This window comes from Pseudomonas sp. N040 (genome assembly GCF_015637705.1).
Classification (GTDB): Bacteria; Pseudomonadota; Gammaproteobacteria; order Pseudomonadales; family Pseudomonadaceae; genus Aquipseudomonas.
This window is the reverse complement of sequence record NZ_JADOBE010000002.1, coordinates 392,509-419,131: the sequence shown is the minus strand read 5'-3', so window position 1 is coordinate 419,131 and position 26,623 is coordinate 392,509. Positions and strand designations below refer to the sequence as shown.

The 26,623-nt window shown below is 62.4% G+C and carries 28 protein-coding genes; 17 read left to right on the top strand and 11 right to left on the bottom strand.

Going from position 1 to position 26,623, the window contains the following annotated elements:
• Positions 1-113: 113 nt before the first annotated feature.
• Positions 114-887, top strand: a complete 774-nt coding sequence (locus tag ISX93_RS04845) for a hypothetical protein (protein ID WP_195777572.1) — start codon at positions 114-116, stop codon at positions 885-887.
• A gap of 307 nt (positions 888-1,194) precedes the next feature.
• On the opposite strand, the gene ISX93_RS04840 is transcribed toward ISX93_RS04845, so the two are convergent.
• From ISX93_RS04840 to purM, 3 genes are read right to left on the bottom strand one after another with little or no spacing between them, the layout of a single operon-like run.
• Positions 1,195-1,911 (bottom strand): DUF3108 domain-containing protein, encoded by a 717-nt coding sequence (locus ISX93_RS04840; RefSeq protein WP_195777571.1) that lies wholly within the window; start codon positions 1,909-1,911, stop codon positions 1,195-1,197.
• A 9-nt stretch (positions 1,912-1,920) separates the two neighbouring features.
• Entirely contained in the window at positions 1,921-2,568 is a 648-nt protein-coding gene (gene purN, locus ISX93_RS04835) for a phosphoribosylglycinamide formyltransferase (RefSeq protein ID WP_195777570.1), read from the bottom strand.
• Positions 2,568-3,626 carry a phosphoribosylformylglycinamidine cyclo-ligase gene (purM, locus tag ISX93_RS04830; RefSeq protein ID WP_195777569.1) on the bottom strand — a complete coding sequence of 353 codons (1,059 nt, stop codon included), beginning with the start codon at positions 3,624-3,626 and terminating at the stop codon, positions 2,568-2,570. The genes purN and purM overlap by 1 nt, the downstream gene beginning before the upstream one ends.
• A 260-nt stretch (positions 3,627-3,886) precedes the next feature.
• On the opposite strand from purM, the gene ISX93_RS04825 reads away from it, so the two are divergent.
• From ISX93_RS04825 to hda, 4 genes are read left to right on the top strand one after another with little or no spacing between them, the layout of a single operon-like run.
• Positions 3,887-4,945 carry a DUF2066 domain-containing protein gene (locus tag ISX93_RS04825; protein WP_195777568.1) on the top strand — a complete coding sequence of 353 codons (1,059 nt, stop codon included), beginning with the start codon at positions 3,887-3,889 and terminating at the stop codon, positions 4,943-4,945.
• Positions 4,946-4,967: 22 nt separating this feature from the next.
• Positions 4,968-5,531 carry a CDP-alcohol phosphatidyltransferase family protein gene (locus tag ISX93_RS04820; protein WP_195777567.1) on the top strand — a complete coding sequence of 188 codons (564 nt, stop codon included), beginning with the start codon at positions 4,968-4,970 and terminating at the stop codon, positions 5,529-5,531.
• The gene (locus ISX93_RS04815; protein ID WP_195777566.1) at positions 5,528-6,622 is read left to right on the top strand and encodes an AI-2E family transporter; all 1,095 of its coding nucleotides are present in this window, start codon (positions 5,528-5,530) and stop codon (positions 6,620-6,622) included. The genes ISX93_RS04820 and ISX93_RS04815 overlap by 4 nt, the downstream gene beginning before the upstream one ends.
• The gene (hda, locus tag ISX93_RS04810; RefSeq protein WP_195777565.1) at positions 6,619-7,323 is read left to right on the top strand and encodes a DnaA regulatory inactivator Hda; all 705 of its coding nucleotides are present in this window, start codon (positions 6,619-6,621) and stop codon (positions 7,321-7,323) included. The genes ISX93_RS04815 and hda overlap by 4 nt, the downstream gene beginning before the upstream one ends.
• Before the next feature lie 12 nt (positions 7,324-7,335).
• On the opposite strand, the gene ISX93_RS04805 is transcribed toward hda, so the two are convergent.
• From ISX93_RS04805 to arsC, 3 genes are read right to left on the bottom strand one after another with little or no spacing between them, the layout of a single operon-like run.
• Positions 7,336-7,743: a DUF2069 domain-containing protein gene (locus tag ISX93_RS04805; RefSeq protein ID WP_195777564.1), complete on the bottom strand. Its 408-nt coding sequence runs from the start codon at positions 7,741-7,743 to the stop codon at positions 7,336-7,338.
• Complete coding sequence (gene wrbA, locus ISX93_RS04800) at positions 7,736-8,341, bottom strand: NAD(P)H:quinone oxidoreductase (protein WP_195777563.1); 606 nt, start codon at positions 8,339-8,341, stop codon at positions 7,736-7,738. Before wrbA ends, ISX93_RS04805 begins: the two co-directional genes overlap by 8 nt.
• Entirely contained in the window at positions 8,338-8,691 is a 354-nt protein-coding gene (gene arsC / locus ISX93_RS04795) for an arsenate reductase (glutaredoxin) (protein ID WP_195777562.1), read from the bottom strand. The genes wrbA and arsC overlap by 4 nt, the downstream gene beginning before the upstream one ends.
• A 122-nt stretch (positions 8,692-8,813) precedes the next feature.
• Between arsC and ISX93_RS04790 the strand changes: the two genes are divergently transcribed.
• Together ISX93_RS04790 and ISX93_RS04785 are read left to right on the top strand one after the other, a co-directional pair.
• Positions 8,814-10,055: a YihY family inner membrane protein gene (locus tag ISX93_RS04790; RefSeq protein WP_195777561.1), complete on the top strand. Its 1,242-nt coding sequence runs from the start codon at positions 8,814-8,816 to the stop codon at positions 10,053-10,055.
• 81 nt (positions 10,056-10,136) lie between these two features.
• The gene (locus ISX93_RS04785; RefSeq protein ID WP_195777560.1) at positions 10,137-10,610 is read left to right on the top strand and encodes a TlpA disulfide reductase family protein; all 474 of its coding nucleotides are present in this window, start codon (positions 10,137-10,139) and stop codon (positions 10,608-10,610) included.
• A gap of 4 nt (positions 10,611-10,614) precedes the next feature.
• Here the strand turns inward: ISX93_RS04785 and ISX93_RS04780 are convergent, their stop codons facing one another.
• The 3 genes from ISX93_RS04780 to ISX93_RS04770 all read right to left on the bottom strand — a co-directional run bounded on the left by ISX93_RS04780 (position 10,615) and on the right by ISX93_RS04770 (position 14,877).
• Entirely contained in the window at positions 10,615-11,571 is a 957-nt protein-coding gene (locus ISX93_RS04780) for a hypothetical protein (RefSeq protein ID WP_195777559.1), read from the bottom strand.
• A gap of 8 nt (positions 11,572-11,579) precedes the next feature.
• The gene (locus tag ISX93_RS04775) at positions 11,580-13,295 is read right to left on the bottom strand and encodes a proline--tRNA ligase (RefSeq protein ID WP_195777558.1); all 1,716 of its coding nucleotides are present in this window, start codon (positions 13,293-13,295) and stop codon (positions 11,580-11,582) included.
• A gap of 193 nt (positions 13,296-13,488) precedes the next feature.
• A complete protein-coding gene (locus ISX93_RS04770) occupies positions 13,489-14,877 on the bottom strand; it encodes an OprD family porin (RefSeq protein ID WP_195777557.1) in 1,389 nt (462 codons plus the stop codon).
• Between the two features lie 281 nt (positions 14,878-15,158).
• On the opposite strand from ISX93_RS04770, the gene ISX93_RS04765 reads away from it, so the two are divergent.
• From ISX93_RS04765 to ISX93_RS04720, 10 genes are all read left to right on the top strand, one after another.
• On the top strand, positions 15,159-15,851 hold the full coding sequence (locus tag ISX93_RS04765; RefSeq protein ID WP_195777704.1) for a thermostable hemolysin: 693 nt from the start codon (positions 15,159-15,161) through the stop codon (positions 15,849-15,851).
• Positions 15,835-17,295 (top strand): AMP-binding protein, encoded by a 1,461-nt coding sequence (locus tag ISX93_RS04760; protein ID WP_195777556.1) that lies wholly within the window; start codon positions 15,835-15,837, stop codon positions 17,293-17,295. The genes ISX93_RS04765 and ISX93_RS04760 overlap by 17 nt, the downstream gene beginning before the upstream one ends.
• Before the next feature lie 10 nt (positions 17,296-17,305).
• Positions 17,306-17,959, top strand: coding sequence for a TenA family transcriptional regulator (locus ISX93_RS04755; protein WP_195777555.1), 654 nt, complete (start codon positions 17,306-17,308; stop codon positions 17,957-17,959).
• Positions 17,960-17,980: 21 nt separating this feature from the next.
• A complete protein-coding gene (locus tag ISX93_RS04750) occupies positions 17,981-18,772 on the top strand; it encodes an SDR family oxidoreductase (protein WP_195777554.1) in 792 nt (263 codons plus the stop codon).
• Between the two features lie 15 nt (positions 18,773-18,787).
• Positions 18,788-19,426: a tetratricopeptide repeat protein gene (locus ISX93_RS04745; RefSeq protein WP_195777703.1), complete on the top strand. Its 639-nt coding sequence runs from the start codon at positions 18,788-18,790 to the stop codon at positions 19,424-19,426.
• A 13-nt stretch (positions 19,427-19,439) separates the two neighbouring features.
• Positions 19,440-20,105 carry a response regulator gene (locus ISX93_RS04740; RefSeq protein ID WP_195777553.1) on the top strand — a complete coding sequence of 222 codons (666 nt, stop codon included), beginning with the start codon at positions 19,440-19,442 and terminating at the stop codon, positions 20,103-20,105.
• Entirely contained in the window at positions 20,105-21,553 is a 1,449-nt protein-coding gene (locus ISX93_RS04735) for an ATP-binding protein (RefSeq protein ID WP_195777552.1), read from the top strand. The genes ISX93_RS04740 and ISX93_RS04735 overlap by 1 nt, the downstream gene beginning before the upstream one ends.
• A 164-nt stretch (positions 21,554-21,717) precedes the next feature.
• Entirely contained in the window at positions 21,718-22,575 is an 858-nt protein-coding gene (locus ISX93_RS04730) for an amino acid ABC transporter substrate-binding protein (protein WP_195777551.1), read from the top strand.
• Between the two features lie 69 nt (positions 22,576-22,644).
• Entirely contained in the window at positions 22,645-23,076 is a 432-nt protein-coding gene (locus ISX93_RS04725) for an HIT domain-containing protein (protein ID WP_195777550.1), read from the top strand.
• On the top strand, positions 23,073-23,279 hold the full coding sequence (locus ISX93_RS04720; RefSeq protein ID WP_195777549.1) for a SlyX family protein: 207 nt from the start codon (positions 23,073-23,075) through the stop codon (positions 23,277-23,279). Before ISX93_RS04725 ends, ISX93_RS04720 begins: the two co-directional genes overlap by 4 nt.
• A 284-nt stretch (positions 23,280-23,563) precedes the next feature.
• On the opposite strand, the gene ISX93_RS04715 is transcribed toward ISX93_RS04720, so the two are convergent.
• A complete protein-coding gene (locus tag ISX93_RS04715; RefSeq protein ID WP_195777548.1) occupies positions 23,564-24,349 on the bottom strand; it encodes an outer membrane protein in 786 nt (261 codons plus the stop codon).
• Between the two features lie 89 nt (positions 24,350-24,438).
• A complete protein-coding gene (locus ISX93_RS04710; RefSeq protein ID WP_219840988.1) occupies positions 24,439-26,571 on the bottom strand; it encodes an acylase in 2,133 nt (710 codons plus the stop codon).
• Between the last annotated feature and the right edge of the window lie 52 nt (positions 26,572-26,623).

Below are 26,623 nucleotides of genomic sequence, written 5' to 3'. Positions count from 1 at the left end.
CCTCTTGGGGCGCTTTATTCTACGACCGGCGTCACAAAATGATTGGGTGACAATACCCATTGGGGTGTTTGGCGCAGCCAACATAACTAGAACAAAATTGGGAGCTATGCGTAATGCGGTCAGCACTACTGATTATTCTCACCTTCTGCTGTTCCTTTGCTCGCGCAGACAGCCAGTCCATCCAGTTCCTGCATGAGGTCAGTAGCAACGGTTATCTGTTCACTGCCAGCATGATGGTCTATTTCAACCCCAAGGATCGCACCCCCGATGACCGCAGTCTGGCTGGGGCATTTGGCGCAGCGACCGTGATGGATACCAAGATCACCCAGCTGGGTGATCAGCCGGAGATGCGCACGCGGTTCAATGAGATGAACAAGATTTTCCTGACCCTGGAGCGGACCAAGCGCTCGGAAGCGGCCATTTTTCCGGAAAATGTCCAGCGCGTCCTGCAGTTGAACAAGGAGTTGCAGGAAATCATCTCTACCCAGTACCAGGCTGAAATGGCAAGCACGCCTTCGCCGGTGGCCCTGCTGAACAGCCAGAGCCTGCAAATTGCCCACCTGCTGATGGACTACCAATTGCGCCGCTATCCGCTGGAAGACAAGTCAGCCTTCAGCATTGATCCTGCGCAGCTGCCTGCCATTGACCAGCAGATCGAAAAGAACTTCGATGTCCTGCTGAAGAAGTATCCGTCCCATGCCGACTATCTTGCGCCGGCCTCCAAGAACTACCGCTTTGTCCGCAAGCAACTGCTGCAGGCCAAGGGTCGCCCCAACGGCGGCGCCGAGTTCTACATAAGCCGCACGGTGCTTGACCTGAATGAAGTGGCGGTAAGCGTGTCCCTCGAGAGCGAAGGGCTGGACGCCGACAATCCACAGGATCGCTGAAACCCGGCGTTTTGCGCGGTTATCGGGTCTGCCGACAGCCGGTCGAGTAGCTGATCAAACAAGGTCCCGCACGCATGGCGTGCGGGATCTTTTTTTGTCTGTGCGAGGCATGGTGCCAGCGCGTGGCTGCCGCGCCATTGTCGTCTGCGTGCGGGCTTTTGCGCGCTGCAGGCGGCGTCATTGGCATCTGGGCCCGCGGCTGCAGTCGTGCTGGTGACGCACGCCGGCACCGCCTGGGTGGCTGGCCGGGTATTGTCGGTGGTCCGGCAGACGGGTCGCCGCAATGGCCACGGCTAGCGCGCGGGAATTACTCGGCCTTGCCCTGAACCTGGCGGCCGGCGACTTCGCCCTGCTTGAGCATGATCTGGTATTCCTTGCCGTCCTTCTCTACCTGATGCAGGCGCACCAGCAGGAAGTCCCAGTCCTTGGCGAACCACAGCACCGTCTTGCGGTTGCTCTTGGTCGGGTCACGCACGCGCTCGACCTTGATCGCGTCGATCAGGCCGGCCTTGGTGCGCACGCGCTCCTCGCCCAGCACGCGGAAGTCGTAGGTGTCGATCTCGTCACCGTCGACCACCTGATAGCTCATGCTGGTCTTGCCGTCAGCCACATCATGCTGCAAGGCCAGTTGATAGGTGGACTTGTCGAGCAGGCCGCGATTCAGCGGCAGGTGAATGGACTGGTCGCGATCAGTGCCCATCACCTGTTTCTGTTGCCAGTCGAAGTCCAGTTCGATTTCCTTGCTCTTGCCCATGCCGCCACGCTTGAAGCGGTAGGAGACTGGCAGGAAGGTATCGTTTTCCAGGGTCAGGACACTGACTTCGCTGAGGCTGGCGACCAGCATCGAGGCTTCGAAGTCGAGCTCCCAGCGGCCATTGCCCAGTGCCTTGAGGTTGCGTTCGGCGCTGCCGCTGATCGGCAACTGCTTCCAGTCGGCGGTATAGCTGGCGGTGAAGGGCTGCAGTTCGAACGCCTGGGCCGACAGGCTGAGCAGGGCAAGGCAGAACAATAGAGCGCGACGCATGGGTCTCTCCTAGTTGCGTATTTGCTGGCCGCAGGCGGGTAGTGGCTGGCCATCGAGTTCGACAGCGGAGCGGCCGAGGCGCAAGCGCCCTTCGGCAAACCAGCGCACCGCCAGTGGGTAGATCCGGTGTTCCAGAGTATGGACGCGCTGCGCCAGGTTTTCTGCGCTATCGCTGCTGGTTATGGGCAATACAGCCTGTACGACCACCGGCCCGCCATCAAGTTCCTCGGTGACGAAGTGCACGCTGCAGCCATGTTCGCTTTCGCCGGCGTCAAGGGCGCGCTGGTGGGTATGCAGACCCTTGAACTTGGGTAGCAGCGACGGATGGATATTCAGCAGGCGACCGGCATAGTGGCGGACAAAGCCGCTACTGAGGATGCGCATGAAGCCGGCGAGTACCACCAGTTCGGCCCCGAAGCCGTCGATGCTTTCAATCAGCGCGCGGTCGAAGCTTTCCCGGTCGGCAAACAGCTTGTGATCCAGGGTTTGCGTCGGAATCCCGGCAGCAGCGGCGCGCTTGAGCCCGTAGGCATCGGCGCGGTTGGAGATGACCGCGCTGATCCGTAGCGGATTGTCAGGCCCGCAACTGTCGATCAACGCCTGCAGGTTGCTGCCGGAACCGGAGATCAGCACCACCACATTGCAGCTTGCCGTCATCAGTGGGCTTTCAGGTTGTTCAGCTGGACCTGGGCGGCGCCGGCAGCAGCCATGCCGATCTGGCCGATCACCCAGGGCTGCTCGCCGCTGTCGCGCAGGCTGGCAAGGGTGGCAGCCACCTGATCCTGGGCAACACAGATGACCATGCCGACACCGCAGTTGAGCACCCGATGCATCTCGTGCTCGTCGACGTTGCCTTTGGCCTGCAGCCAGTCGAATACCGCCGGGCGCTGCCAGCTGGCGACGTCAACGATGGCCTGGGCGCCTTCCGGCAGCACGCGCGGAATGTTGTCGAGCAGGCCGCCGCCGGTGATGTGGGCCATAGCCTTGACCGCGCCGGTGTCCTTGATCAGCTTGAGCAGCGGCTTGACGTAGATGCGCGTGGGCGCCATCAGCAGTTCGGCCAGTGGCTTGCCATCCAGCTGTTCGCTGGCGATATCGGCGCCAGCGACTTCGATGATCTTGCGGATCAGTGAATAGCCGTTGGAGTGCGGGCCGGAGGAGGGCAGGGCGATCAGCGCGTCGCCAGTGGCGACCTTCGAACCGTCGATGATCTCGGCCTTTTCCACCACGCCGACGCAGAAGCCGGCCAGGTCGTAGTCTTCACCTTCGTACATGCCCGGCATCTCGGCGGTTTCGCCACCGACCAGGGAGCAGCCGGCCAGCTCGCAACCGGCACCGATGCCGGTGACCACAGTGGCGGCAACGTCGACATTGAGCTTGCCGGTGGCGTAGTAGTCGAGGAAGAACAGCGGCTCGGCACCACAGACCACCAGGTCATTCACGCACATGGCCACCAGGTCCTGGCCGATGCTGTCGTGCTTGTTCAGGTTCAGCGCCAGGCGCAGCTTGGTGCCGACGCCGTCGGTGCCGGACACCAGCACCGGCTGCTTGTAGCCGGCGGGGATTTCGCAGAGGGCGCCGAAGCCGCCTAGGCCGCCCATGACTTCCGGACGGGCAGTGCGCTTGGCCACGCCCTTGATGCGTTCGACCAGGGCTTCACCGGCGTCGATGTCCACACCGGCGTCTTTGTAGCTGATGGAGGGTTGCTTGCTCATGCGCCAAGGCCTTGTAGGGAAGGAATTCGGGAAGGCAGCCGGGTCATTGTGGCTGTCTGTGAAGGGGCGCGATTTTATCAGGCTTGGGGCTGGGCGGCCATCGGTGCATGTCGACGGCCCTTGCACCAGGGGCGCTTTTGCCTGCCAATCTGCGATTTATGGGGGATTGCAGCCGGCCTCGCTGCGGCAAAGGTTGCCGGGGGCGGGGCGGCTGTTTAAGGTATAGGCCTTTCTTCAGCCCTACCTCCCCAGAGAATCTGATGCGCCTGATCACCTGCCTGCTTGTTTGTGCCCTTTCTGCCCTCAGCCTGCCGGCCCTTGCGGCCCAGACCAGCGGGCTCTATCAGGTGCGCACGGCCGTTCCCGGCCAGCAGCCGGAAGAGCGCACGGCGGCGCTGAATCGTGCGCTGGACACCCTGATTGTCCGCCTGACCGGCGATCCGGCGATCCTGCAATCGGCGGCGGTTGCCGAATTGCACAAGGATCCCCAGCAACTGATCAGCCAGTTTGGTGTCGAAGGCAGCGTGCTGGTGGTGGATTTCGACCCCCTGACCACCGAAAGTCGCCTGCGCCAGGCCGGCCTGCCGCTGTGGGGCGCCAATCGGCCGTTGCTGCTGGTCTGGTGGCTGAACGAGGTCGACGGGAGCTCCAGCCTGGTGGGTGACGGTTCTGAGCAGGCCCTGCCGGTACAGGCGGCGGCGCAAAATCGGGGCCTGCCGGTGAGCCTGCCGCTGGCTGACCTGCAGGAGCAGCTGGCAGCCACCCCGGAAAATCTGGCGGCTGCTCGCGCCGATGCGCTGTTGCCGGTTTCCCAGCGCTACGCCGCGGATGCCCTGCTGGGCGTGACAACCAGTGCTGTCGAGGGCAAGTGGCAGGCGCAATGGCGCCTGTGGCTGGAGGACGGCAGCGAACAGGGTGCGGCCGAGGCAGTCGACCCGGCAGCGCTGGCCGATGAAGTGATGCTGGCCGTCAGTCTGCGTCTGGCGCCGCGTTTCATCATTGCCCCGGGCGCGGCGCAACCCCTGACGCTGGTGGTGCAGGGGACTGATCTGGCGCGCTACGCCGAGCTGGAGCGCCTGCTCAAGCCTTTCGCCGCGCGCCTGCTTCAGGCGCAGGGCGCCAACCTGACCTATCAGCTGAATGCCAGTCCCGAACAGCTGCGCGCGCAATTGGCGCTGGGTCAGTTGCGCGAGGTCAGCGCCATTCCGGCTCAGCCCGTTGCTCCCCTCAGCCCATTGTCGACCGATCCGCAGCAGGTGCCCGGTGCGCCGCTTGTGCCGGTTGTGCCGAGGCCGGACGTGCTGACGTTCAGTTGGTAACCGACGGGCCCTGAGGCCGACTATGCCGATCCTGCGTCAATTACCCAATCTGCTGACGGTGCTGCGGTTGCTGATGACCGTGCCGATTGCCCGGTTTCTGCTGGATGCCCAGTATGCACTGGCGCTTGTCTGCTTCGCCCTGGCCGCGGCTTCGGATGCCCTCGACGGCTTTCTGGCCCGCCGCTATGGCTGGGTCAGCCGCTTTGGCTCGATAGTGGATCCGCTGGCGGACAAGCTGCTGCTGGTGAGCAGTTATGTCTGCCTGACCATCGTCGGCCAGCTGCCCCTCTGGCTGACCCTGATGGTGCTCGGCCGCGATCTGCTGCTGGTCGGCGGTGCGGCTGTTTACCGTTACCTGCGCGGGCCTTTCCAGGTGCGCCCCAGCCTGCTCGGCAAGCTGTCCACCCTGTTGCAGATAGTCCTGGTGCTGACGCTGTTGCTGGCGCTGAGCATTTATCCGGCATTCGGCGAGGTTCAGTCGATGCTGCAGTGGCTGGTATTGCTGGTTACCCTGGCCAGTGGTGCTGATTACACGCGGGTCTGGATGGCGAAATTCATTAGCGAGGGGAGGAAATTCAGCCAATGACGCAGAACCTCCGCTGGCCCTGGATACTTGCCGTGCTGCTGGGCGGCTGGCTGCTGTACCTGCTGACGCCGATTCTGTCGCCGTTCCTGCTGGCCATGCTGCTGGCCTACCTCGGGGACCCGCTGGTCGACCGGCTGCAGCGCCTGAAGCTTTCGCGTAGCACCGCGGTGATCCTGGTATTTGCTGCCTTCAGCCTGCTTCTGCTGCTCCTGCTGCTGGTGCTGGTGCCGCTGCTGGGCCGCCAGCTGGTGCGCCTGTACGAGGTGACCCCGCAGGTGCTCGACTGGCTGCAGCAGCGCGCCTTGCCCTGGGTGCAGGTGCAGCTTGGGCTGCCGGAAGGCTTCTGGCGCCTGGATCAGGTGAAGAAGGCGCTGTCCGGGCATGTCGGACAGACTGGCGACATTCTCGGGCTGCTGCTGGGCCAGGCATCCGCTTCCGGGCGCGCCTTGCTGGGCTGGCTGACCGATGTGCTGCTGGTGCCGGTGGTCGGCTTCTATCTGCTGCGCGACTGGGATCGCCTGGTAGTGAAGGTGCGTGCACTGTTGCCGCGGCGCCTGGAGCCGCTGCTGGTTCGCCTGGCTGGCGAATGCCATGCCGTGCTCGGGGCGTTCATTCGCGGCCAGTTGCTGGTAATGCTGGCGCTTGGACTGATCTACGCCAGCGGGTTGTCGATTGTCGGTCTGGACCTGGGTTTGCTGGTCGGCCTGCTCGCCGGTCTCGCCAGTATCGTGCCGTACATGGGCTTCATCATCGGCAGCAGCGCGGCGGTCATCGCTGCGATTTTCCAGCATGGCGGCATGGAGCTTTATCCCCTGCTGGGGGTGGCGCTGGTGTTTGGCCTGGGACAGTTGCTGGAAGGCATGCTGCTGACACCGATGCTGGTCGGTGACCGTATCGGCCTGCATCCGGTGGCGGTGATCTTTGCGATTCTGGCCGGTGGCCAGCTGTTTGGCTTTGTCGGCATCCTGCTGGCGCTGCCGGCGGCTGCCGTGATCATGGTCCTGCTGCGCCATGCCAACGACTTGTATAAGCTTTCCGACCTGTATCGGGAGCCGGCAACGGCCCCTGAACCTCCACGCGAGCCCGAATGAAACCGATCCAGTTGCCCCTGGGGGTGCGTCTGCGTGATGACGCCACCTTCAAAAACTATTATCCCGGCAGCAATGCCGTGGCGCTGGGGTATGTCGAGCGGCTCTGCCAGGCCGACGCTGGCTGGACCGAAAGCCTGATCTACCTGTGGGGCAACGCCGGGGTGGGGCGTAGCCACCTGTTGCAGGCGGCCTGCCTGCAGCTCGAGCAGTTCGACCAGCCGGCGGTTTACCTGCCGCTGGCCGAACTGGTCGAGCATGGCCCGCAATTGCTGGATGGCCTGGAGTACTGCGAACTGGTCTGCCTCGACGATCTGGATGCCGTGGCCGGGCGCGAGGATTGGGAGGAGGGGCTGTTCCACCTGTTCAATCGCCTGCGCGACAGTGGCCAGCGCCTGTTGCTCAGCGCCAGTGCGGCGCCGCGGGAATTGCCGCTGAAGCTGGCGGACCTGCAGTCACGCCTGAGTCAGGCACTGGTCTTCCAGATGCGCGAACTGGCCGAGGCGGACAAGCTGCATGCCTTGCAGTTGCGCGCCTCGCGGCGGGGCCTGCAACTCTCCGACGAGGTCGCCGCGTTCATCCTCAATCGTGGCACGCGCAGCATGAGTGCGTTGTTCGAGCTGCTCGAGCAGCTGGATCAGGCCTCGTTGCAGGCGCAGCGCAAGCTGACCATCCCGTTTCTCAAGGAAACCCTGGGCTGGTAAGCGGCCTGCTGTTTACTCGCCGCCCAGCTTGCGGTCGTACTGGAAGCGGTAGCGCGTGTACATTAGCGCCACGCAGAACAGCGTGACGCTGAGGATCGACTGCAGCCAGCCGTAGAGCATGCGGTTGGGGTCGAAGGCACCCAGCACGCCCTGGATGAAGTACAGGTTGACCACGAAGCAGCACCAGGCATGGGTGCGCGGATTGCCCGCGAGCATCCCCGGCGCGAGCAGGGCGAGCGGCACCAGTTCGATGGCCAGCACTACCCAGGTGCGTGCCCCATGCAGGTCGGCGAAGATCAGGTTCCAGATCAGCAGCAGCGCCGCCAGGGCGGCAAAGCAGGCCAGGCTGACGGCCCGGGTCAGCTGCACGCGGGGTTCCAGCCAGGCGATGGCTGGCAAGGGTTTGGCGGGCTTAGCCACGGCTTTTCTCCAGTGCTAGGGCAAGGCTGGCCAGGCGCTGGCCCAGCGCGCGGCAGAGGTGTGCTTCGTGGCTGTCCAGCGCACGCTTGCCGTCGGCCCCGGCATGGTGGCTGGGGCCGTAGGGCGTTCCGCCACCACGGGTTTCGAGCAGGGCGGATTCGCTGTAGGGCAGGCCGCTGACGAGCATGCCGTGGTGCAGCAACGGCAGCAGCATCGACAGCAGGGTGCTTTCCTGGCCGCCATGCAGGCTGGCCGTCGAGGTGAACACGCCGGCGGGCTTGCCGACCAGCGCGCCGCTGAGCCACAGGCTGCTGGTGCCGTCGAGAAAGAACTTCAGCGGTGCGGCCATGTTGCCAAAGCGTGTCGGGCTGCCCAGCGCCAGGCCGGCACAGTGCTTGAGGTCATCGAGGCTGGCGTACAGCGCCCCTTCGGCTGGAATTTCCGCTGCGACCTGCGCGCACTCGCTGGACACGGCGGGTACTGTCCGCAGCCGCGCTTCCACGCCGCCGAGTTCGACACCCCGGGCAATCTGCCGGGCCATCTCGGCCGTAGCGCCATGCCGGCTGTAATACAGCACCAGAATGTAAGGCAGGCTCACGGCAGGAGCTCCAGGACTTTTTCCGGCGGGCGACCGATCACCGCACGGTCGCCGGCTACCAGGATCGGCCGTTCCATCAGCTTGGGATGGCTGAGCATGGCATCGAGCAGGGCGGCCTCGCTGAGCGTGCTGTCTGCCAGGTTGAGGGCCTTGTACTCGTCCTCGCCGCTGCGCAGCAGCTGCCGGGCGCTGATCCCCAGCTTGTGCAACAGTTCGCGCAGTTCCGCGGCGCTCGGCGGTGTTTCCAGGTAGCGCACGATCCGCGGTTGCAGGCCGCGGGATTCGATGAGTTCGAGCGCGCTGCGGGATTTCGAGCAGCGCGGGTTGTGATAGAAGGTCAGCTCGGTCATGGTCGGTCGCAGGTGGTTCAGTAAGGCGGCTATTCTAACCTCAGCCGCTCGCTCTGACCGGAATGACGCGTACAATTTGTCGTTTTTTCGCCAACAGCCAGTCGGTTGGACAGGGAGTTTTGATGCTGCACACCGTTAAACAGTACCTGCATTTCTGGGCCGGGCTTTGCGAGCGCTTCGTGGCCCATCGCGGCGTCAGCAGTGCGGCAGCGCTTACCTATACCACCCTGTTTGCCGTGGTTCCGCTGATGACGGTGACCTTTTCCGTGCTATCGGCGATTCCGTTCTTCCATGGCATGGGTGGGCAGATTCAGAGCTTCATCTTCAGCAATTTCGTGCCTTCTACCGGTGCCGCGGTGCAGGAGTACCTGCAAGGCTTCAGCCTGCAGGCGCGTCACCTGACCTGGGCAGGCATTCTGGCGCTGGCGATCACGGCATTTCTGATGCTGCTCAATATCGAACATGCCTTCAATGTGATCTGGCACATTCGCCGGCCCCGGCGTGGGGTGCCGAGTTTCCTGCTGTACTGGGCGATTCTGAGTCTCGGCCCCTTGCTGCTGGGCGCCGGCTTTGCCGTGAGCACCTACATTGCTTCCTTCTCCCTGCTTTCCGGGCCGCATCCGTTGCCTGGTGCAGCAGCCATGCTGGGTATGCTGCCGCTGCTGTGCAGCCTTGCTGCATTCACCCTGATCTACGCCACGGTACCCAATACCCGGGTTCCCTTGCGCCACGCGCTGACCGGAGGGCTGTTTGCGGCTGTTCTGTTCGAGGCCGCCAAGCAGTTGTTCGGTACCTATGTCGGCCTGTTTCCCAACTATGAGCTGATCTATGGCGCCTTTGCTGCGGTGCCTTTGTTCCTGCTGTGGATCTACCTGTGCTGGCTGATCATTCTGTTCGGGGCGGAGCTGGTCTGCAGCCTGTCCTACTCCAGGCCGTCCCGCCAGCGCCGGCTACCCAGGCTGTTGACCCTGCTGGGGATACTGCGCGTCATGCATGAGCGGCAGCAGGCCGGGCTGGGCGTCACTCTTGCCCGGCTGGACAAGGCCGGCTGGGCACTGGCCGATGATGAGTGGCGGGATATGCTGGACTTTCTCGAGCGCGAAAAGCTGGTCTGCCGCTACGGGGCAGAGCAGTGGCTGCTCAGCCGTGATCTGAACAATTACAGCCTGTCCCGGCTGCTGCAGCGTTGCCCATGGCCGTTACCCGCACCGGAAAGCTTGCCGGAGCAGCTCGATGAGCCCTGGTATCCGGCAGTGCGGTCGGCACTGGCGGTGCTGCATGAGGATCAGCAGGCCCTGTTTGCCGGCAGCCTCGCGCAATGGCTTGAACACAAGCAGGAGCCACCGGTTCAGGCTGGAAACTGACTGGCAGCGGCTGGTGTTTTATCCGGTGAGTTGGGTAACCTCATGATTCACAGCAGCTGCGGACGCTTAGGGAGCAAAGACATGCGCGTGCAACTCCTGGTGCTCTTGCGGGCTTGCCTGTTGCTGTTCTTGCTGAGCGGCTGTGCCGAGGATTTTGGTCCGGATCAGCATGGGCAGAAGGTTCCGGCTGCGAGTATCGAAGGCCAGTGGCTGGTGATCAATTACTGGGCTGACTGGTGTCCGCCCTGTCGCAAGGAGATTCCCGAACTGAATCTGCTTGCCGAGCAGCTCAAGGGGCAGAATGTGCGTGTGCTCGGGGTCAATTACGACGGCTTGCAGGGTGACGCGCTGCAGGCGGCGATCCAGGCGTTCGCCATCGGCTTCACCGTGCTGGCAGAGGATCCGGCGGCCCGCCTGCAGTTGCCGCGCAGCGGGGGGCTGCCGGTTACCTTTATCGTTGATCCGCACGGCCGGCTGCAGAAGCAGCTACTGGGCGAACAGACCGCCGCAGGGCTGGCGGCCCAGCTGGCTGAGTTGCGCGAACAGCAGCCTTAGCCGCTCAGGGCTGGGCGCCGGGGTCTGCGGCCAGTCGGCCGGCATCCTTCTTCAATGCCTGCAGGAACTCGTCCTGCAGTTCCGGGTCATTGCGCGTCAGTTCGATCAGGCTTTGCTCCAGTTCACTGGCCTCGTCCTCGAAGCCCAGTTGGGAGAGACGATTGACCCGGTAGACCCATTGCGAAACGTCATCATTTTCAAGGTTGCTGAAGATCAGCGCATGGGCTTCTTTCAGTTTGCCGCGCAGCGCCTTGCTGATGGTCAGGGTGACTTCCTGGCGGGTGCCGTCGAGCGGGTCTTCGGCTATCACGACCAGCTGGTCGACACGGCTCAGGTCCTGTTCGGCCAGCGTGCCATCGAGCAGGTTCAGGTAGAGGTAGCCTTTGCGATCCGTGGTCAGTTCGTGGCTGCGCGTGCCCGCATTGACCAGTACCTGCTTCTCCTTCCAGGGCAGGCTGATCTGCTCCTTGTGCTGGCCAGTCTGCTCTTCCTTCAGGGAAGCCAGATTCTGTTCGGCACGGCCATTGGATTGCACATTCATGATCGGGTTGAGGCCGGCCATGCCGTACTCGATCCAGCCGCGCGTTGCGGCTTGCGGAACATTGCCCAGTGCCACCACGTTGACCACGTTAGCCCCGACGCCAGCGACCACGGCAACCGCGCCGGCAGGAATTTCATACACCTCGCGCCAGGCCTGATAAGGCGTATAGCGATCGTAAATGCGGGTGACTTCAAAGTCGGTTACTTCGAAGGTCTGCTGTTCGTAGATGCTGATCCGCCGCTGCGGCAATTCCAGCGGCTTGTCTGCTGCGGCATCGATCTGCAGGCTGTGGTCGAGCAATTTGCGCTCGGCGCGGGCTTCATGCTCGCTGCGCTGCGGCAAGTGATTGGCGCAGGCACTCAGCAGCAGGGCGGCGCAAAGGGCTGGAGCAAGGCGCAGGAATACAGGAGGCAGATGCATGGCGTGACTCAGCCCTGAATGCGTTGCGCAATGAACGCGAGGATATCCGCCACTGGCAGAACCTGCGCTTCGGCCTGGTCGCGGCCCTTGTACTCCAGCTTGCCGTCGTTGAGGCCGCGGTCGCTGACCACGATGCGGTGCGGAATGCCGACCAGCTCCATGTCGGCGAATTTAACGCCGGGGCTGGTCTTCTTGTCGCGGTCATCCAGCAGCACTTCGTAGCCGGCAGCCGTCAGCTGCGCATACAGCTTGTCCGTAGCTTCGCGGACGGCCTCGGTTTCGTACTTCAGGGGCACCAGAGCGATCTGGTAGGGCGCCAGCGCGGCTGGCCAGCGAATGCCGCGTTCGTCGTTGTTCTGCTCGATGGCGGCGGCGACCACGCGGGATACACCGATGCCGTAGCAGCCCATGGTCAGGATGATCGGCTTGCCATTCTCGCCCAGCACCTGGCAGTTGAGGGCCTGGCTGTACTTGGTGCCGAGCTGGAAGATGTGCCCGACTTCGATGCCGCGCTTGATCACCAGGCTGCCCTGGCCATCCGGACTCGGATCACCGGCCACCACGTTGCGCAGGTCGGCAATCGCCGGCAGCGGCAGGTCACGCTCCCAGTTCAGGCCGAAGTAATGCTTGCCGTCGAGGTTGGCGCCGGCAGCGAAGTCACTGAGCAGTGCGACCGAGCGATCGATCACGCAGTCAATCGGCAGGTTCAGCGGGCCCAGTGAGCCTGGTCCGGCGCCGATGGTGTCACGGATTTCCGTCTCGCTGGCAAATGCCAGCGGGCTGGCGACCAGTTCATGGTTGGCGGCCTTGATCTCGTTGAGTTCATGGTCGCCGCGCACGATCAGGGCAACCAGGCTGCCTTCCTTCGCGCCTCTCACCACCAGGGTCTTGATGGTCTTTTCGATGGCCAGGCCGAACTGGCTGACCAGTTCGTCGATGGTCCTGGCATCCGGGGTATCGACCAGACGCAGTTCTTCGGTGGCTGCCGCGCGCTGGCTTTCGCGCGGAATGGCTTCGGCCTTCTCGATGTTGGCAGCGTAATCGGAGCTGTCGCTGAAGGCGATGTCGTCTTCACCGGACTCGGCCAGTACATGGAACTCATGGGAACCGGTGCCGCCGATCGAGCCGGTGTCGGCCTGCACCGGGCGGAAGTTCAGGCCCAGGCGGGTAAAGATGTTGCAGTAGGCCTGGTGCATGCGCTCGTAGGTTTCCTGCAGGGAAGCCTGGTCGGCATGGAAGGAATAGGCATCCTTCATGATGAACTCGCGGCCGCGCATGACGCCGAAGCGTGGGCGGATCTCGTCGCGGAACTTGGTCTGGATCTGGAACAGATTGAGCGGCAGCTGCTTGTAGCTGTTCAGTTCGTTGCGCGCCAGGTCGGTGACCACTTCCTCGTGGGTCGGGCCGGCGCAGAAGTCGCGCTGGTGCCGGTCCTTCATGCGCAACAGTTCCGGGCCGTACTGTTCCCAGCGGCCGGACTCCTGCCAGAGCTCGGCCGGCTGGATGCCCGGCATGAGGATTTCCAGCGCACCGGCGGCATTCATTTCTTCCCGCACGATAGCTTCGACCTTGCGCAGCACGCGCAGTCCCATCGGCAGCCAGGTGTAAAGGCCGGAGGCCAGCTTGCGGATCAGGCCGGCGCGCAGCATCAACTGATGGCTGATCACTACGGCATCGGAGGGGGTTTCCTTGAGGGTGGACAGCAGATACTGACTGGTACGCATGGTGGGCCGCTTGTCGTTGGCGAAGGCTGGGATAGGCTGGGCATTGTACGGTGCCGGTTACGGCGCGTACAGGCGGCAGATGGCGCTGGTGCCGGTGGCCGGGACTAACGTTTCGCCGGTTTGATCCCGCTCGGAAATGAAAAAACCCGGCGGATGCCGGGTTTTTTCATGGAGCCAAGTACTTAAACAGGACTTACAGGATGTCCAGCGGGTACTCGGTGATGATACGAACTTCGTCAAGACCGGTGGAGAAGTCTTCGCCGCCAGAGAAGTACGAGTTGTTCGAACGCCAGGTGGCCTGACGGACACGGAAGGACAGATCCTTGGCCGCGCCTTCCTGCACCACATACTTGACTTCCAGGTCGCGTTCCCACTCGTCACCACCGTGGCCATACAGCGGGCCATCAACAACGCTGTTGTAAGCGCCATTGACATCAGCGTCGGTGCCATTGCCGCCGCTACCGGTGATGTAGCGAGCCATGAAGCTCAGGCCTGGGACGCCCAGGGTGGTCATGTCCAGGTCATAGCGAGCCTGGTAGGACTTCTCGCCCGGAGCATTGAAGTCGGAGTACTGAACCGAGTTGGCCAGCCAGATCGAGTTGCCGTCGGAGCCGCCTGCGTTCAGGTAGTCAAACGGCGTATCGCCATTCACGCGCTGGTGAGCCAGAGTGAAGGTCTGCGCGCCAACAGCCAGGGCAAAGGCCGCGCTGTAGGTGTTGTTGCTGATCTCGCCCCCGTTGGCGTCGCCAGTGTCCTGAGTGTTGTAGTAGTTCAGGCTGGTCGACAGCGATACGTCGTCGCTGAAGCTGAAGGTGTGGTACAGGTCAGCGTAGTACTGATTCCACAGGTCTTCGTACTTGGACGCGTGCAGACCCATGCTCAGGTTGTCGTTGAAGGTGTAGTCGCCGCCGATGTAGTCAGCAGTATTGAAGTCAGTGCCGCCGTAAACGGTGCTCAGCTCACCATCCTGGTTGGTGCTGGCCGAACCGCTGCCGGAGTAGAAGTGACCGCCCTGGATATGCAGGTCGGTGATTTCATCACTGGCCAGTGTGGTGCCGGTTGCCCATGAAGGCAGCAGGCGGCTGTCACCGGTAGCGAAAACCGGACTTTCCGGACGCTGCTGGCCGAAGGCCAGTACGGTTTCGGAAACGCGGGCTTTCACGGCGCCGCCAGCCAGGCCGTATTCGTCCTGACCCTTCTCCGGATTGCTGCCATCAACCGGGAGCAGGCCGGTGCCGCCGGTGCCTTCGCCGCTGTTCAGTTTCAGGCCAACCTGACCGAAAGCGTCAGCGCCAAAACCGATCACGCCCTGGGTGAAGCCGGAGGTGAAGGTGGTCATGAAGCCATGGGCCCACTCATTGCGATAGTTCTGATCGTCGGCGCCATGGTTGAAGTTGCGGTAGAACGCAAAGTTGCGGTTCAGCAGGGTGAGGTCGGCGTCTTCAATGAAGCCATTGGATGCAGCCTGGCTGGAGATGTTCTCTTCGGCAGGCGTTGCGTCGTCTTGTTCATCGGCATAGGCCATTTGCGAGGTTGCTGCGGCAATTGCCAGAGCCATTACGCTCCACTTCATCACTTGCATTGGGATTGCTCCTTTGGTTTTGAATGGATCGCTGCATCAACTTATCTTGTTGAGTGGTCAGCACTATTACTAATTATGTCGGTCAAACTTTATAGCAGGATGTTCTTTAACGCGAGAATTACCGGTCGAATCTTACAAATTTTTCACAGGGCGTGTCGTGAATCGCTGAGCATTTTGTCTTTTTTTACAGACTTTCTGCAATCAGCCCGCCAATCTTAAGCAGGCTTTAAGGTTGGCTGCCCATATTGACAACCATGTTGACTCAACAAGGTGTCGTCCCCATGGAACAGTTGTGGAAGCAACAAACCGAAGCGCTGGTCCGTATCGGGCGTGATCCCGCGCTTACGTTGCATCTGGTTAAGCAGAATTCGGGCCATAAATCCCGAATCGCGGTAGAAGATTTTATCCGTGAACGTTTTTTTGAACACTATGGCGCGCATATCCAACACTTCATGCCTTGCCTGCTGGCACTTGTCGATAGCGCCGGCACCTTGCGTGGCGCGGTCGGTTTGCGCAGTGCGGCCTCCGGGCCACTGTTTCTGGAACGTTACCTTGAGCGGCCGATTGAGCAGGAAATAGCGTTGCGTAACGGTCGTGTGCTGAATCGTAACGAAATTGTCGAAGTAGGCAATCTGGGGACGCTGGCGCCGGGCAGTGCACGCCTGCTGATCGTGGCACTGACCGAATTGCTGGTGGCTCAAGGATTTCGCTGGATCAGCTTCACCGGCACGCCAATGCTGATCAACAGTTTTCAGCGACTCGGATTGAGTCCGTTGTCGCTGGGCGAGGCCAGTCCGCAGTGCCTGGGTGAAGAGCAGGCTGACTGGGGCAGCTATTACGCTACCAAGCCGCAGGTCATGGCTGGCGACATCATGGGTGGGCATCAGCGCCTGCTGAATAGCGGGCTGTACCAGCGTCTGGGGCTTGAAGCCCTGTACACGGCGGATGGAATGCACCATGTCGCCTGTGCTTGAGCAGTTTTTCGACGCATTGCAGCAATACAGTGGTCGTCCGGCGCTGGTCGAGGCGAATACCAGTCTTGATTACGCTGGTTTGCTGGCCCAAATCGGTGCGCGTGTGCAGAGGCTGCATCAGGCTGGGGCGCGGCGCCTGGGGCTGGCTCTGGACAATGGGATCGACTGGGTGCTCTGGGATCTGGCGGCACTGCGTGCGGGGGTTGTCTGTGTCCCGCTGCCCGGTTTCTTTTCCCCGGATCAGCAGCAGCATGTGCTGGATAGCGCGGGCGTCGACAGTCTGATTGCGACGGAGCCTGCCTTGTATAAACAGTGGGGCTTCAACGAGTCGCTGCCGGGAATTTTTCAGCGGCTACCTGCTCGGGTGCCCGACCTTCCGGAAGGCACGCTAAAGATTACCTACACCTCGGGAACCACCGGGCAGCCCAAAGGGGTTTGCCTGGATGCCGATATCCAGTTGCGCGTGGCGCGCAGTCTCTGGCAGGCCAGCCTGCCGTGCCGGGTGGAAAAGCATTTATGCGTGCTGCCGCTGGCAACCCTGCTGGAGAACATCGCCGGCGTGTATGCGCCGCTTATGGCCGGTGCCTGCATCGAGCTGGCACCGATGGCACAGATTGGCCTGCGCGGCGCCAGCCAGTTTGATCTGCCGAGTTTTCTCGGCAGTCTCAACCGGGTGCAGCCAAACAGCCTGATCCTGCTGCCGCAGCTACTGCTGGCGCTGGTTACGGCGGCGGAGCGCGGTCTGCCACTGCCGCAGTCGCTGCGTTTCATTGCCGTAGGTGGCGGGCGGGTCGCGCCGCAGCTACTGGCGCGTGCCGAAGCGCTGGGGCTGCCGGTGTATGAAGGGTATGGCCTGTCCGAGTGCGCGTCGGTGGTTTGCCTTAACGCTCCGGGAAAGCGTCAGCCCGGCAGCGTCGGTCAGCCGCTGCAACATGTAGCCGTACAACTGGCAGCAGATGGCGAGGTGCTGGTCAAAGGCGCACGGATGCTCGGTTATGTCGGTGAGCCGGCACTGACTGGCGAATGGCTGGCGACCGGCGATCTGGGACACTTCGAGGGTGATTTTCTGGTGCTGCACGGGCGCAAGAAGCACCAGTTCATCACGGCATTCGGACGCAACGTCAATCCCGAGTGGGTGGAGTCCGAACTGGTGCAGCAATTGCCGATCGCCCAGACCTGGTTGCACGGTGAAGCCTTGCCGGCCAACGTCGCCGTGGTGGTCGCGCGGTTTGCCGCAACCACCGATGCCGAAATTGCCGGCGCGATTGTCGAGGTCAACCAGCGCCTGCCGGATTACGCCCGGGTGCATCACTGGCTGCGCGCGGCCGAACCCTTTTCTGCCGCCAATGGCCTGGCCACGGCCAATGGCCGTCTGCGCCGTGCGGCCCTGGCCGAACATTACCAATCCGCCATAGAACAGTGCCTGGCGGCCGAAGTTGTCTAAGGAGTTATCAATGGATTTTTTTGACGAACTGAATCAAGTGACCAGCACCGAGCGGGACTATCTGCTGGGTGCGCCGATCATCCAGCAGGCGATAACCGGTACGGTCAGCCTGCCCAGTTATGTAGCCTTTCTCAGTCAGGCCTATCACCACGTCAAGCACACCACGCCGTTGCTGATGGCCTGCGGTTCGCGGCTGCCCGAGCGCCTGGAATGGCTGCGCGAGGCGGTTGCCGAGTACATAGAGGAAGAGCTCGGTCATCAGGAGTGGGTGCTCAATGATATCCGCGCCTGCGGGGCGGATGCCGATGCCGTGCGGGCGGCTACGCCGAACCTGCCTACGGAGCTGATGGTCAGCTACGTCTACGACCGTATCCAGCGCCACAATCCGGTGAGTTTCTTTGGCATGGTGCATGTCCTGGAAGGCACCAGTATTGCGCTGGCAACCCAGATGGCAGGGCTGATCAAGGGTCAGCTGGGCTTGCCGGCCCAGGCGTTCAGTTACCTGACATCCCATGGCAGCCTGGATATCGGGCATGTCGAGTTTTTCAAGAAACTGATGAATCAGCTGGATAACGAGGTAGACAAGGCGGCGGTGGTGCATACCGCCAAAGTCGTTTACCGCCTGTACGGCGATATGTTCCGCAGCCTGCCATTGTCAGCCTGAGGCACGTTCAAGGAGAGCAACATGCAACTTTCAGACTGCCGGGTAGTGGTTACCGGTGCCAGTGGTGGAATAGGCCAGGCCCTGGTGCAAACCCTTTGCGCCAGCGGCGCCCATCTGCTACTGGTGGGGCGCAACGCCGAAGGGCTGGAGAAAATCGCCAGCCGCTACCCGGGCAAGGCCAACGTGGTGGTGGCGGACATCGCCGAGCGCCAGGGGCGGGAAGCAGTGCTGGCTGCCGCACGCAGCTTTGGTGGGGTGAATACCCTGATCAACGCAGCGGGCCTGAACAGCTTCAGCATGCTTGAGCAACACGATGAAGAGGCGATTGCCGCGCTGATCAACCTGAATGTCACCGCTACCCTGCAGCTGACCCATCGCCTGCTGCCATTGCTGAGGCAGCAGAGTCGCGGGCTGGTGGTGAACATTGGCTCGATTTTCGGCTCGATCGGTTATCCCGGCTTTGCCGCGTACTGTGCGAGCAAGTTTGCCCTGCGTGGTTTTTCCGAAGCCTTGCGCCGGGAACTGGCCGATACCCAGGTCAAGGTGCTGTACATTGCACCGCGGGCCACCCGTACCAGCATGAATGCAGAAAATGTGGTGGCCATGAATGATGAGCTGAAAGTCACCATGGATGAGCCACTGGCCGTCGCTGCACAGGTCATGCAGGCCATTCGGAGCGAGCGGGAGGAGCTCTACCTGGGCTGGCCGGAGAAGCTCTTTGTGAAGCTGAACAGTCTTTTGCCCGGACTGGTTGACCAGTCTCTGCGCAAACAATTGCCGGTTATCCAGCGCTTTGCCAAATCAAAAAACTGAAGGAGTTCGTCCATGCTGCGTTCCCTGTTAATCCTTTGCGCCTGCCTGTTGAGTCTGCCCGCCCTGGCCCTGAGCGAAAGTGGCCAGCAGAACCTCAAGTTGTTGCAGACCCGCTGGGCCGAAATCAACTACCAGGTGCCTGAAGCCGAGCGTGAAAAGGATTTCGCCAAGCTGGCTGCGCAAGCGGACAGCATGGTGCGCAATGATCCGGCTGCCGAACTGATGATCTGGCGCGGCATCATCCTCAGTACCTATGCCGGCGCCAAGGGCGGGCTCGGGGCGCTGGATCTGGTCAAGCAGGCCAAGGCCAGTCTGGAGGAGGCCATCAAACTGGATCCGCAGGCGCTGGATGGTTCCGCCTACACCAGTCTTGGCGCACTTTATTATCAGGTGCCCGGCTGGCCGGTTGGCTTTGGTGACGATGAGCAGGCCGAGGTGCTGCTGAAGAAAGCGCTGGCGATGAATCCGCAGGGCATAGATCCGAACTATTTTTATGGCGACTATCTGTTCCAGGAAAAACGTTATTCGGAAGCCCGGGTTGTGCTGGAAAGGGCGCTGGCGGCGCCGGATCGTCCTGGCCGTGAAGTCGCCGATGAAGGGCGTCGGGCGGAAGTGAAAGCGTTGCTGGCCAAGGTTCAGGCCGAACTCGACTGACGGGGAGAAGGGCATGCGCATCCTGCTGGTCGAAGATGATGTGGCGCTGGCTGAAGGCATTCGCATGGCCTTGAAGCCCGAAGGCTATACCGTGGACTGGCTGCAGGATGGCGTCGGTGCGCTGCATGCCCTGAGCAACGAGAGCTTCGACCTGGTCGTTCTCGATCTGGGCCTGCCGCGCATGGATGGTTTGCAGGTGCTCAAGCATTTGCGTGCGGCAGCCAATCCGGTGCCGGTGCTGGTACTCACGGCGCGTGATGCCACGGCAGACCGGATTGCCGGGCTGGATGCCGGGGCTGATGACTATCTGGTCAAGCCGTTTGATCTGGCCGAGCTGAAGGCCCGTCTGCGTGCCCTGTTGCGGCGCAGCCTGGGCCGTTCCCAGCCGTTACTGGAATACCGCGGCATCAGCCTCGACCCGACCAGCATGGAGGTCACCTTCAGCGGCAAGCCGGTGGCGCTGCCGCGCAAGGAGTTCCTCTTGCTGCATGAACTGCTGGCGCAACCCGGCCGGGTGCTCACCCGTGACAAGCTGCAACAGGTGCTGTACGGCTGGGACGAGGAAATCGAAAGCAATGCGCTGGAGGTGCATATCCATCATTTGCGCAAGAAATTCTTTCCCGAGCTGATCCGCACCGTGCGCGGTGTCGGCTATCTGGTCGACAGGCAGGCGCTCTGATGGATTCGATCCGCGGCCGAACCTTGCTGCTGGTGCTGTTGCTGTTGACGGTGACGACCAGCCTGCTGACCTACAAGAGCTACCTTGATGCGCAGCATGAAATCGAAGAACTGTTCGATGCCCGGCTGGCCCAGTCGGCGCGTCTGCTCGAAGGCATGTTGCTGGGAGGCGTGCCCGAAGCTACTCGCCAGATGATGCAGCAGGCGCTTGACCAGGCTGCAGACGGCGCGGCGTTGGAAGCACAGGGTGCCGGTCATCCCTATGAGAGCAAACTGTCGTTCCAGGTGCTGGACCAGGCGGGTGCGGTGCAGCTCGAATCCGCCCAGGCACCGCAGCAGCTTCTGGACAAGCTGCTGTCCCAGGTAGGGCGTGCCGGGCCGCGGGAAACTGCACGCCGCCCTGAGCAGCCGCTATTGGCGCTGGCAGAGCACCTGCCCGGTTTCCATGATGTCGCCTTGGGCGAGTACCGCTGGCGTGTCTTCATGCTGCACGAATCGAGCAAGAATCTCTGGATCCTGGTTGGTGAGCGCGATGATGTGCGCGGCGAGCTGGTGGCGAAGATCGTCCTGCGCAGCCTGATGACCGAGATCTTTGGACTGCCACTGATCGCCTTTCTGGTATGGATGGCGGTCGGTGTAGGGCTCAGGCCGCTGCGGCAGATGGCCGAGCTGATCCGGCACCGGGATCCGGACAGTCTGGAGCCCCTCACGCTGGCGCCCCTGCCGCGCGAACTGGAGCCGATGAATGCGGCGCTCAATCGGCTGCTGCTGCAGGTCAATCATCTGCTGGGGCGGGAAAAGCGCTTTATCGCCGATGCCGCCCACGAACTGCGTACGCCGCTGGCGGTCTTGCGTATTCATGCGCAGAACGCGCTGCAGGCGCCGGATGCGGATGATCGCGCGGCGGCATTGCAGCAGCTGGAACTTGGCGTTGAGCGGGCCACGCGGGTGGTGGCGCAGCTGCTGACCATGGCGCGCCTGGAACCCAAGGCAGTGCAGATGGCCATGGCGGATGTCGATCTGGCGGTGTTCCTGCGCAGCGAGCTGGCCGAGTTGACCCCGCTGGCGCTGGATCGCCAGCAGGAATTGATGCTGGAGCTGGATGAGTCGGCAAACTACCACGTGCGTGCCGATGCGCCGAGCTTGGGTATCCTCTTGCAGAACCTGGTCAGCAATGCCGTACAGCACACCCCGGCCGGCGGGCAGATCCAGGTAAGCCTGTGGGCTGAAACGGAGAATATCTGGTTGCTGGTCGAGGACAGTGGTGGGGGGGTCCCCGAGGCCCAGCGCGAGAAACTCTTCGAGCGCTTCTACCGGCAGGGCAGCGGACAGGGCGCAGGACTGGGGCTGTCGATCGTGCAGCGCATCGTCGAGCTGCATGCCGGCGAAATCCTGCTGGCCGATGCCCCGACAGGCGGGCTGCTGGTCAGGGTCAGATTGCCGCGCTGAGCTGCCCGGCCACGGCTGTCTTGGGCGGGCTTGGCGGCGTGCCGGGTCATGCGCGGTAGCGATTTCAGCATCCGCTATGGCAAGCGGGTCGCGACCCCGGCTATGCTTCGCCACGCCTCCCGGCGGCAGCCGAGGCTCACAATAATCAAAAGGAATGCCTGCACATGAAACGACTCGTCACCGCAGCTCTGCTCGCCGGTTTGCTGGCCAACCCGGCACTGGCTGAAGAACTCACCGGCAAGCTGAAATCGATTGCTGCCACCAAAACCCTCCTGATCGGTCACCAGACCCAGTCGATTCCGTTTTCCTTTGTCGATACCAATGGCCAGGTCATGGGTTACTCGATCGATCTGTGCAAGCGCGTCGCTGCGGGTATCCAGCAGCAGCTGAACCTGCCCAAACTGGAGGTGAAGTACGTACCGCTGACCCCGGAAAACCGTTTCGAGATGGTCGCCAGCGGGCAGGTGGATATCGAGTGCGGCAACAGCAGCGACACGATTTCCCGGCAGAAAATGGTCGATTTCAGCCTGATGACCTGGGTCGATGGCGCCAATTTCCTGGTCAAGGGCGAGAAGGCGGTCAGCAGTCTGGCCGACATGTCCGGGAAAAAGATCGGTGTGGTAGCCGGCAATACCACGGAAAAGGCCTTGCAGGCATGGATGCAGAAAAACATGGTCACCTTCGAGATGGTGCCGGTCAAATCCCATCTGGACGGCATGCGCCAGCTCAACGAGGGCCTGATCGACGCCTACGCGGCGGACCAGACGGTACTCATCGGTCTGGCGGCCTCCGTGTCCAAGGACATGCGCGTCAGCATCTCTCCGGTGACTTTCTCCTATGAGCCCTATGCGCTGGTGGTTCCGCGCAATGACGCAGACTTCAAGCAGGCGGTAAACCGGGTGCTGGCCCAGCTGTACCGTACTGGCGAGGTGCTGAAGATTTACAACGCCTGGTTCGGCAAGTTCGGCAAGCCGCCACTGCCGCTGATGGTGATGTACGAGCTGAACGCGCTGCCGGAATAATGCCGCTAACGGCCAGCCAATCCTGATTGGCTGGCGCTTGATGCAGTGACCCAGACACAGGAGCCCGCCATGTTCGTACTGGATTCCCGTCTTGCCCAGGACACCCTGCCGATGGGCGATTTTGCCCTGTGCCGCCTGTTGCTGATGAATGATCGCCAGTACCCCTGGTTCATTCTGGTACCGCGGCGCGAGGAGGTCTGCGAGCTGTTTCAGCTGGATGCGGGCGACCAGCAGTTGCTCTGGCAGGAAACCACGGCGCTGGCCGAGGTGCTCAAGGATACCTTCAGCGCCGACAAGATGAATGTGGCCACGCTGGGCAATATGGTCAGCCAGTTGCACATGCATGTGATTGTGCGGCGCAAGAGCGATCCCGCCTGGCCGGCGGCGGTCTGGGGGCGCCATCCGGCGGTACCCTACAGTGCAGACGAGGTCGCTGCGATCCGCCGAAAGCTGCGCCTGGTACTGACCGGGAATTTCCAGTTTCTGGAGGCTGAACAATGAGTCTTGAACTGCGCATTACCGAACTGGAGAGCCGGCTGGCGTTCCAGGATGACAACCTGCTGGCGCTGAATGACGTTGTGGTGGCCCAGCAACGCAGCATCGATTTGCTCCAGCAGCAGATGACCGCACTGATCCGGCGGCAGGAAGAGCTGCTTGGCCAGTTCGGTATCGCCGAGGATGAGCCGCCGCCACCGCATTATTGAAGGCCTAAGAAAACCAGCGTGAAGGTGGTTTTCTTAGGTTCATCGGGAAGAGCGGGCGTATGGTGGATGCGCCGAGCACGGATCAAGGGGCTAGGCTCTGGACAGCGCCCACAGCCTAGCTTGGACAGAAAGCAGGGTGCGCGATGAAAGCGGGGCTCAGGCGTGTTTGGCAAATGCCCATTTACCTGTGTCTCTGGCCGTCAATTCTTCCCCGAGACAATGCGAAGCGCCATGAAAAAGGCCGGGGTCTTGCGAGCCCGGCCTTGCTGCTTCGCTTAGTCAGCTCAGAACTGGTAGGCGAGCCCCGCAGTCAGGGACTGACTGGTCAGGTCCACATCGCCATTGAAGCCAAAAGAGCGGTTATCCACGGCCGGGATGCCATCCATGTCCACGGTGCCATAGTCGCTGTAGAGGTATTCGATCCGCGCGGTGAGGTTGTCGCTGACAGTGGCCTCGAAACCGACGCCAGCCAGCCAGCCGGTGGCGTTCTGCGAGTCGGAGTAGCTGATCTCGCCAAAGGCCGGGTTGCACACGTTGGTGTCGGCCGGGCAAGTGACAGTGGTGTCCAGCTGGGTGAAGGCTACCCCGGCAGCGGCATACAGCAGCATGTCGGGTTGCACCAGATAGCCGGCGCGGCCGCGCAGGTCGCCGCTCCAGTTGGTTTTGGCCTCGACGTTGGTGTAGCCATCGACTGGCGGCCCGCCCAGGTCAACGCCAGGAACATCCTGAGTGTCACTGCTATGGGCATAGCTGGCATGCGCTTCAAGGCCCAGAATCACTTCAGGGGAAACGCTCCAGTTGTAGCCGACAAACAGGTCGGTGAGAAAGGCGCTGTCATCGAGTGTTTCATGCGTGCTGCCGTTCAGCGCCAGCGGATCACCGTCCGGAGTCTGGTAGTCGGTGGTTTTCCAGTCGTACTCGGTGTAGCGGGCGCCCATGCCGATCCCGGCATACGGGCCTTCCCAGTCGTTGGTTTCTGCATGAGCCAGCTGGATGCCAGTCAGCAGCATGGCGCCTGCGACAAGCTTCAGGACGGATGGGCTAGCACTGCTCTTCTTCGTGTAAGTCATGTGAGGTACCTGTTCTTATTGGTGTGTTGGCTACTGCAGGGAGGACACTAGCAGAACTCTTGCGGGAAAGTGAATCGCGGCGTGGCGCATTAACGCGTACCGATCATTGGTTTCCCCGGCTGGTATTCGCGCTCGATATGCCCGGCCAACTGCTCTTGGGTAAACCACACCGGCTTGGTCTTCATCTCGACAAACAGTGGCAGCTGGTCGGCGTAGTGCGGTGACTCCTCGTCAAGGGTGGCGCTGCCGAACTGGTGGATGCTGTCGCTGGTGAGTTTGCCGTGCTTGTCCCATTCAACGAACAGGATGTAGGTGTCGCCGGCCACAGCCTTGAGTGTGCCGTCGGGCTGGGCTTCGCCCCAGACCGAGCGCAGGGTGTCCCAGGAGCCGTCGATGGGCAGATCGGTTTTGCCACGCAGGATGCGGTTGACTTCGGCCCACTGCGGGTCGAGGCGGCCGAAGTGTTGCTGGAGTGTGCGGGCGGCGCCGAGCAGGGACTCGCGCAGGTCCGGCACGGGCAGGCTGGCGTCCTGTGCGCGTACCACCGGCGTGCTGGCCAGCATCGCCAGCGCGGTGCTGCGGTTGGGCTGGTCGCTGCGGTGATTCCACTGTTTGAGTTGCGCCTGCGCCGCCTGCAGTTCGGCATCATCACCGGCCTCTAGGGCGAGCATCTGCTGCACGGTTGTGCTGGTCAGTGAACGCTGGCTGTAGGTCAGGTCGTACTTGTACTGGCGGAATTCCTCGCGGCTGATCGAACGGTCGGCGCCGTAGGTTTCCTGCATGCGCAGGGCGCGGTTGGTCATGTTGGTCTGGATGCCCATGCTGGTTGCGAAGTCGGCGGGCTGCAGGTCGTCAGCCGTTTCGCTGGCATGGAAGGGCGTGGCGTTGGAGTTGAAGACAAAGCCGGAGGCAGGGTTCCACAGTTGCGGGGCGCGCTCGGGTGGCAGGTAGCCTTGCCAGATCAGGTCGCTGCGGTCACCCGGCAGCACGCCGTTCCAGTCGGGGCCGGCTGTGCGGTCGGGGAACAGGCCGTTGTAGACATAACCGACATTGCCGCTGTCATCGGCGTAGATGTAGTTGAGCGCCGGTATGGCCTGCAGGGCCATGGCGGCCTGCCATTCAGCCAGGTTGCGCGCCTTGTTCAGCCGGTAGACCTGCAGGCCGCCGCGGATTTCATCCATGCCGGCATAGCGCAGGGCGAAGTCGCCCTGTTCGGTGCGCAGTACCGGGCCATGCTCGGAGCGCCAGACGGTTTTCGGCACCGGTACTAACAGTGGCCCCCAGAGTTTCACCCACAGCCAGGCGGTGGACTGCTGCAGGTCGCGCCACTGGCCGTCGAGGCGGTACTGGTCGTGGTTGTCGGGGTTGCTGGTCAGTTGGTAGACATCGACCAGGTCCGGCGCGTTGACCGTGTTGGCCCAGCCCAGGTGTTCATTGTGGCCGTGCAGGAGGAACGGCGAGCCGGGAAAGAAGCCGCCGGCCACATGCCAGCCTTCGCCACTTTCCAGCACTGCTTCGTACCAGGCCACCGGGCCGGTGTAGGGCTGGTGCGAGTTGACCAGCAGGCGGGTCACGCCATCGCTGGAACGGCCCGGTGCCACGGCCACGCCATTCGAGCCGGTCGGGGTCTTGACCAGTTGCACCTGGCCCTCGAACACCTGCTTGAGGGTTTTGTCGAGGCCATAGAACAGCGGCATCTTGAACAGGAAGCCGGCGGCGACGTCCTGGCCGGTCATCGGCAGGGCGGACGCGGCGACTTGCTGCGGATGCTGCGCGGCAAACAGGTTGACGCCGTCGGCGTAGGCCTGCATTACGGCGCGCACATCGGCGGGCAGGTCACGCTCGTAGCGCTGCTCGACGGTCGGCCAGATGTTCAGCAGGCTGACCACGTAATCCCCCGGTGCTGCATCAGCGCCCTTGCTCATCGCCAGCTGGCCGCGGATGGCCAGCGTGACGTCCTGAATGGTCGCGTAGTCGTCCTCGGCATGGGCATAGCCGAGGCCGAAGGCCACGTCGCTGTCCTTGCTGCCGAAGATATGCGGCACGCCCCAGGTGTCGCGGACGATGCGCGCGTCATGCGCTTTGGCGCGCTGCAGCAGTTCATCCGTGCTGACGCGTTCACGCTGTTGCCAGAGGCTGGCGGCCAGCAGCGCCACGGCGCCAAGCAGGAGCAGGACCAGCACGGCGCGCAGCAGGCGCATGGGGAGGGACGAGCGGGTCATGGAGGCTCCGTGGGGTGGCTGGAAGTCAGGGTTCTGTAGCAGTTACCTGTTG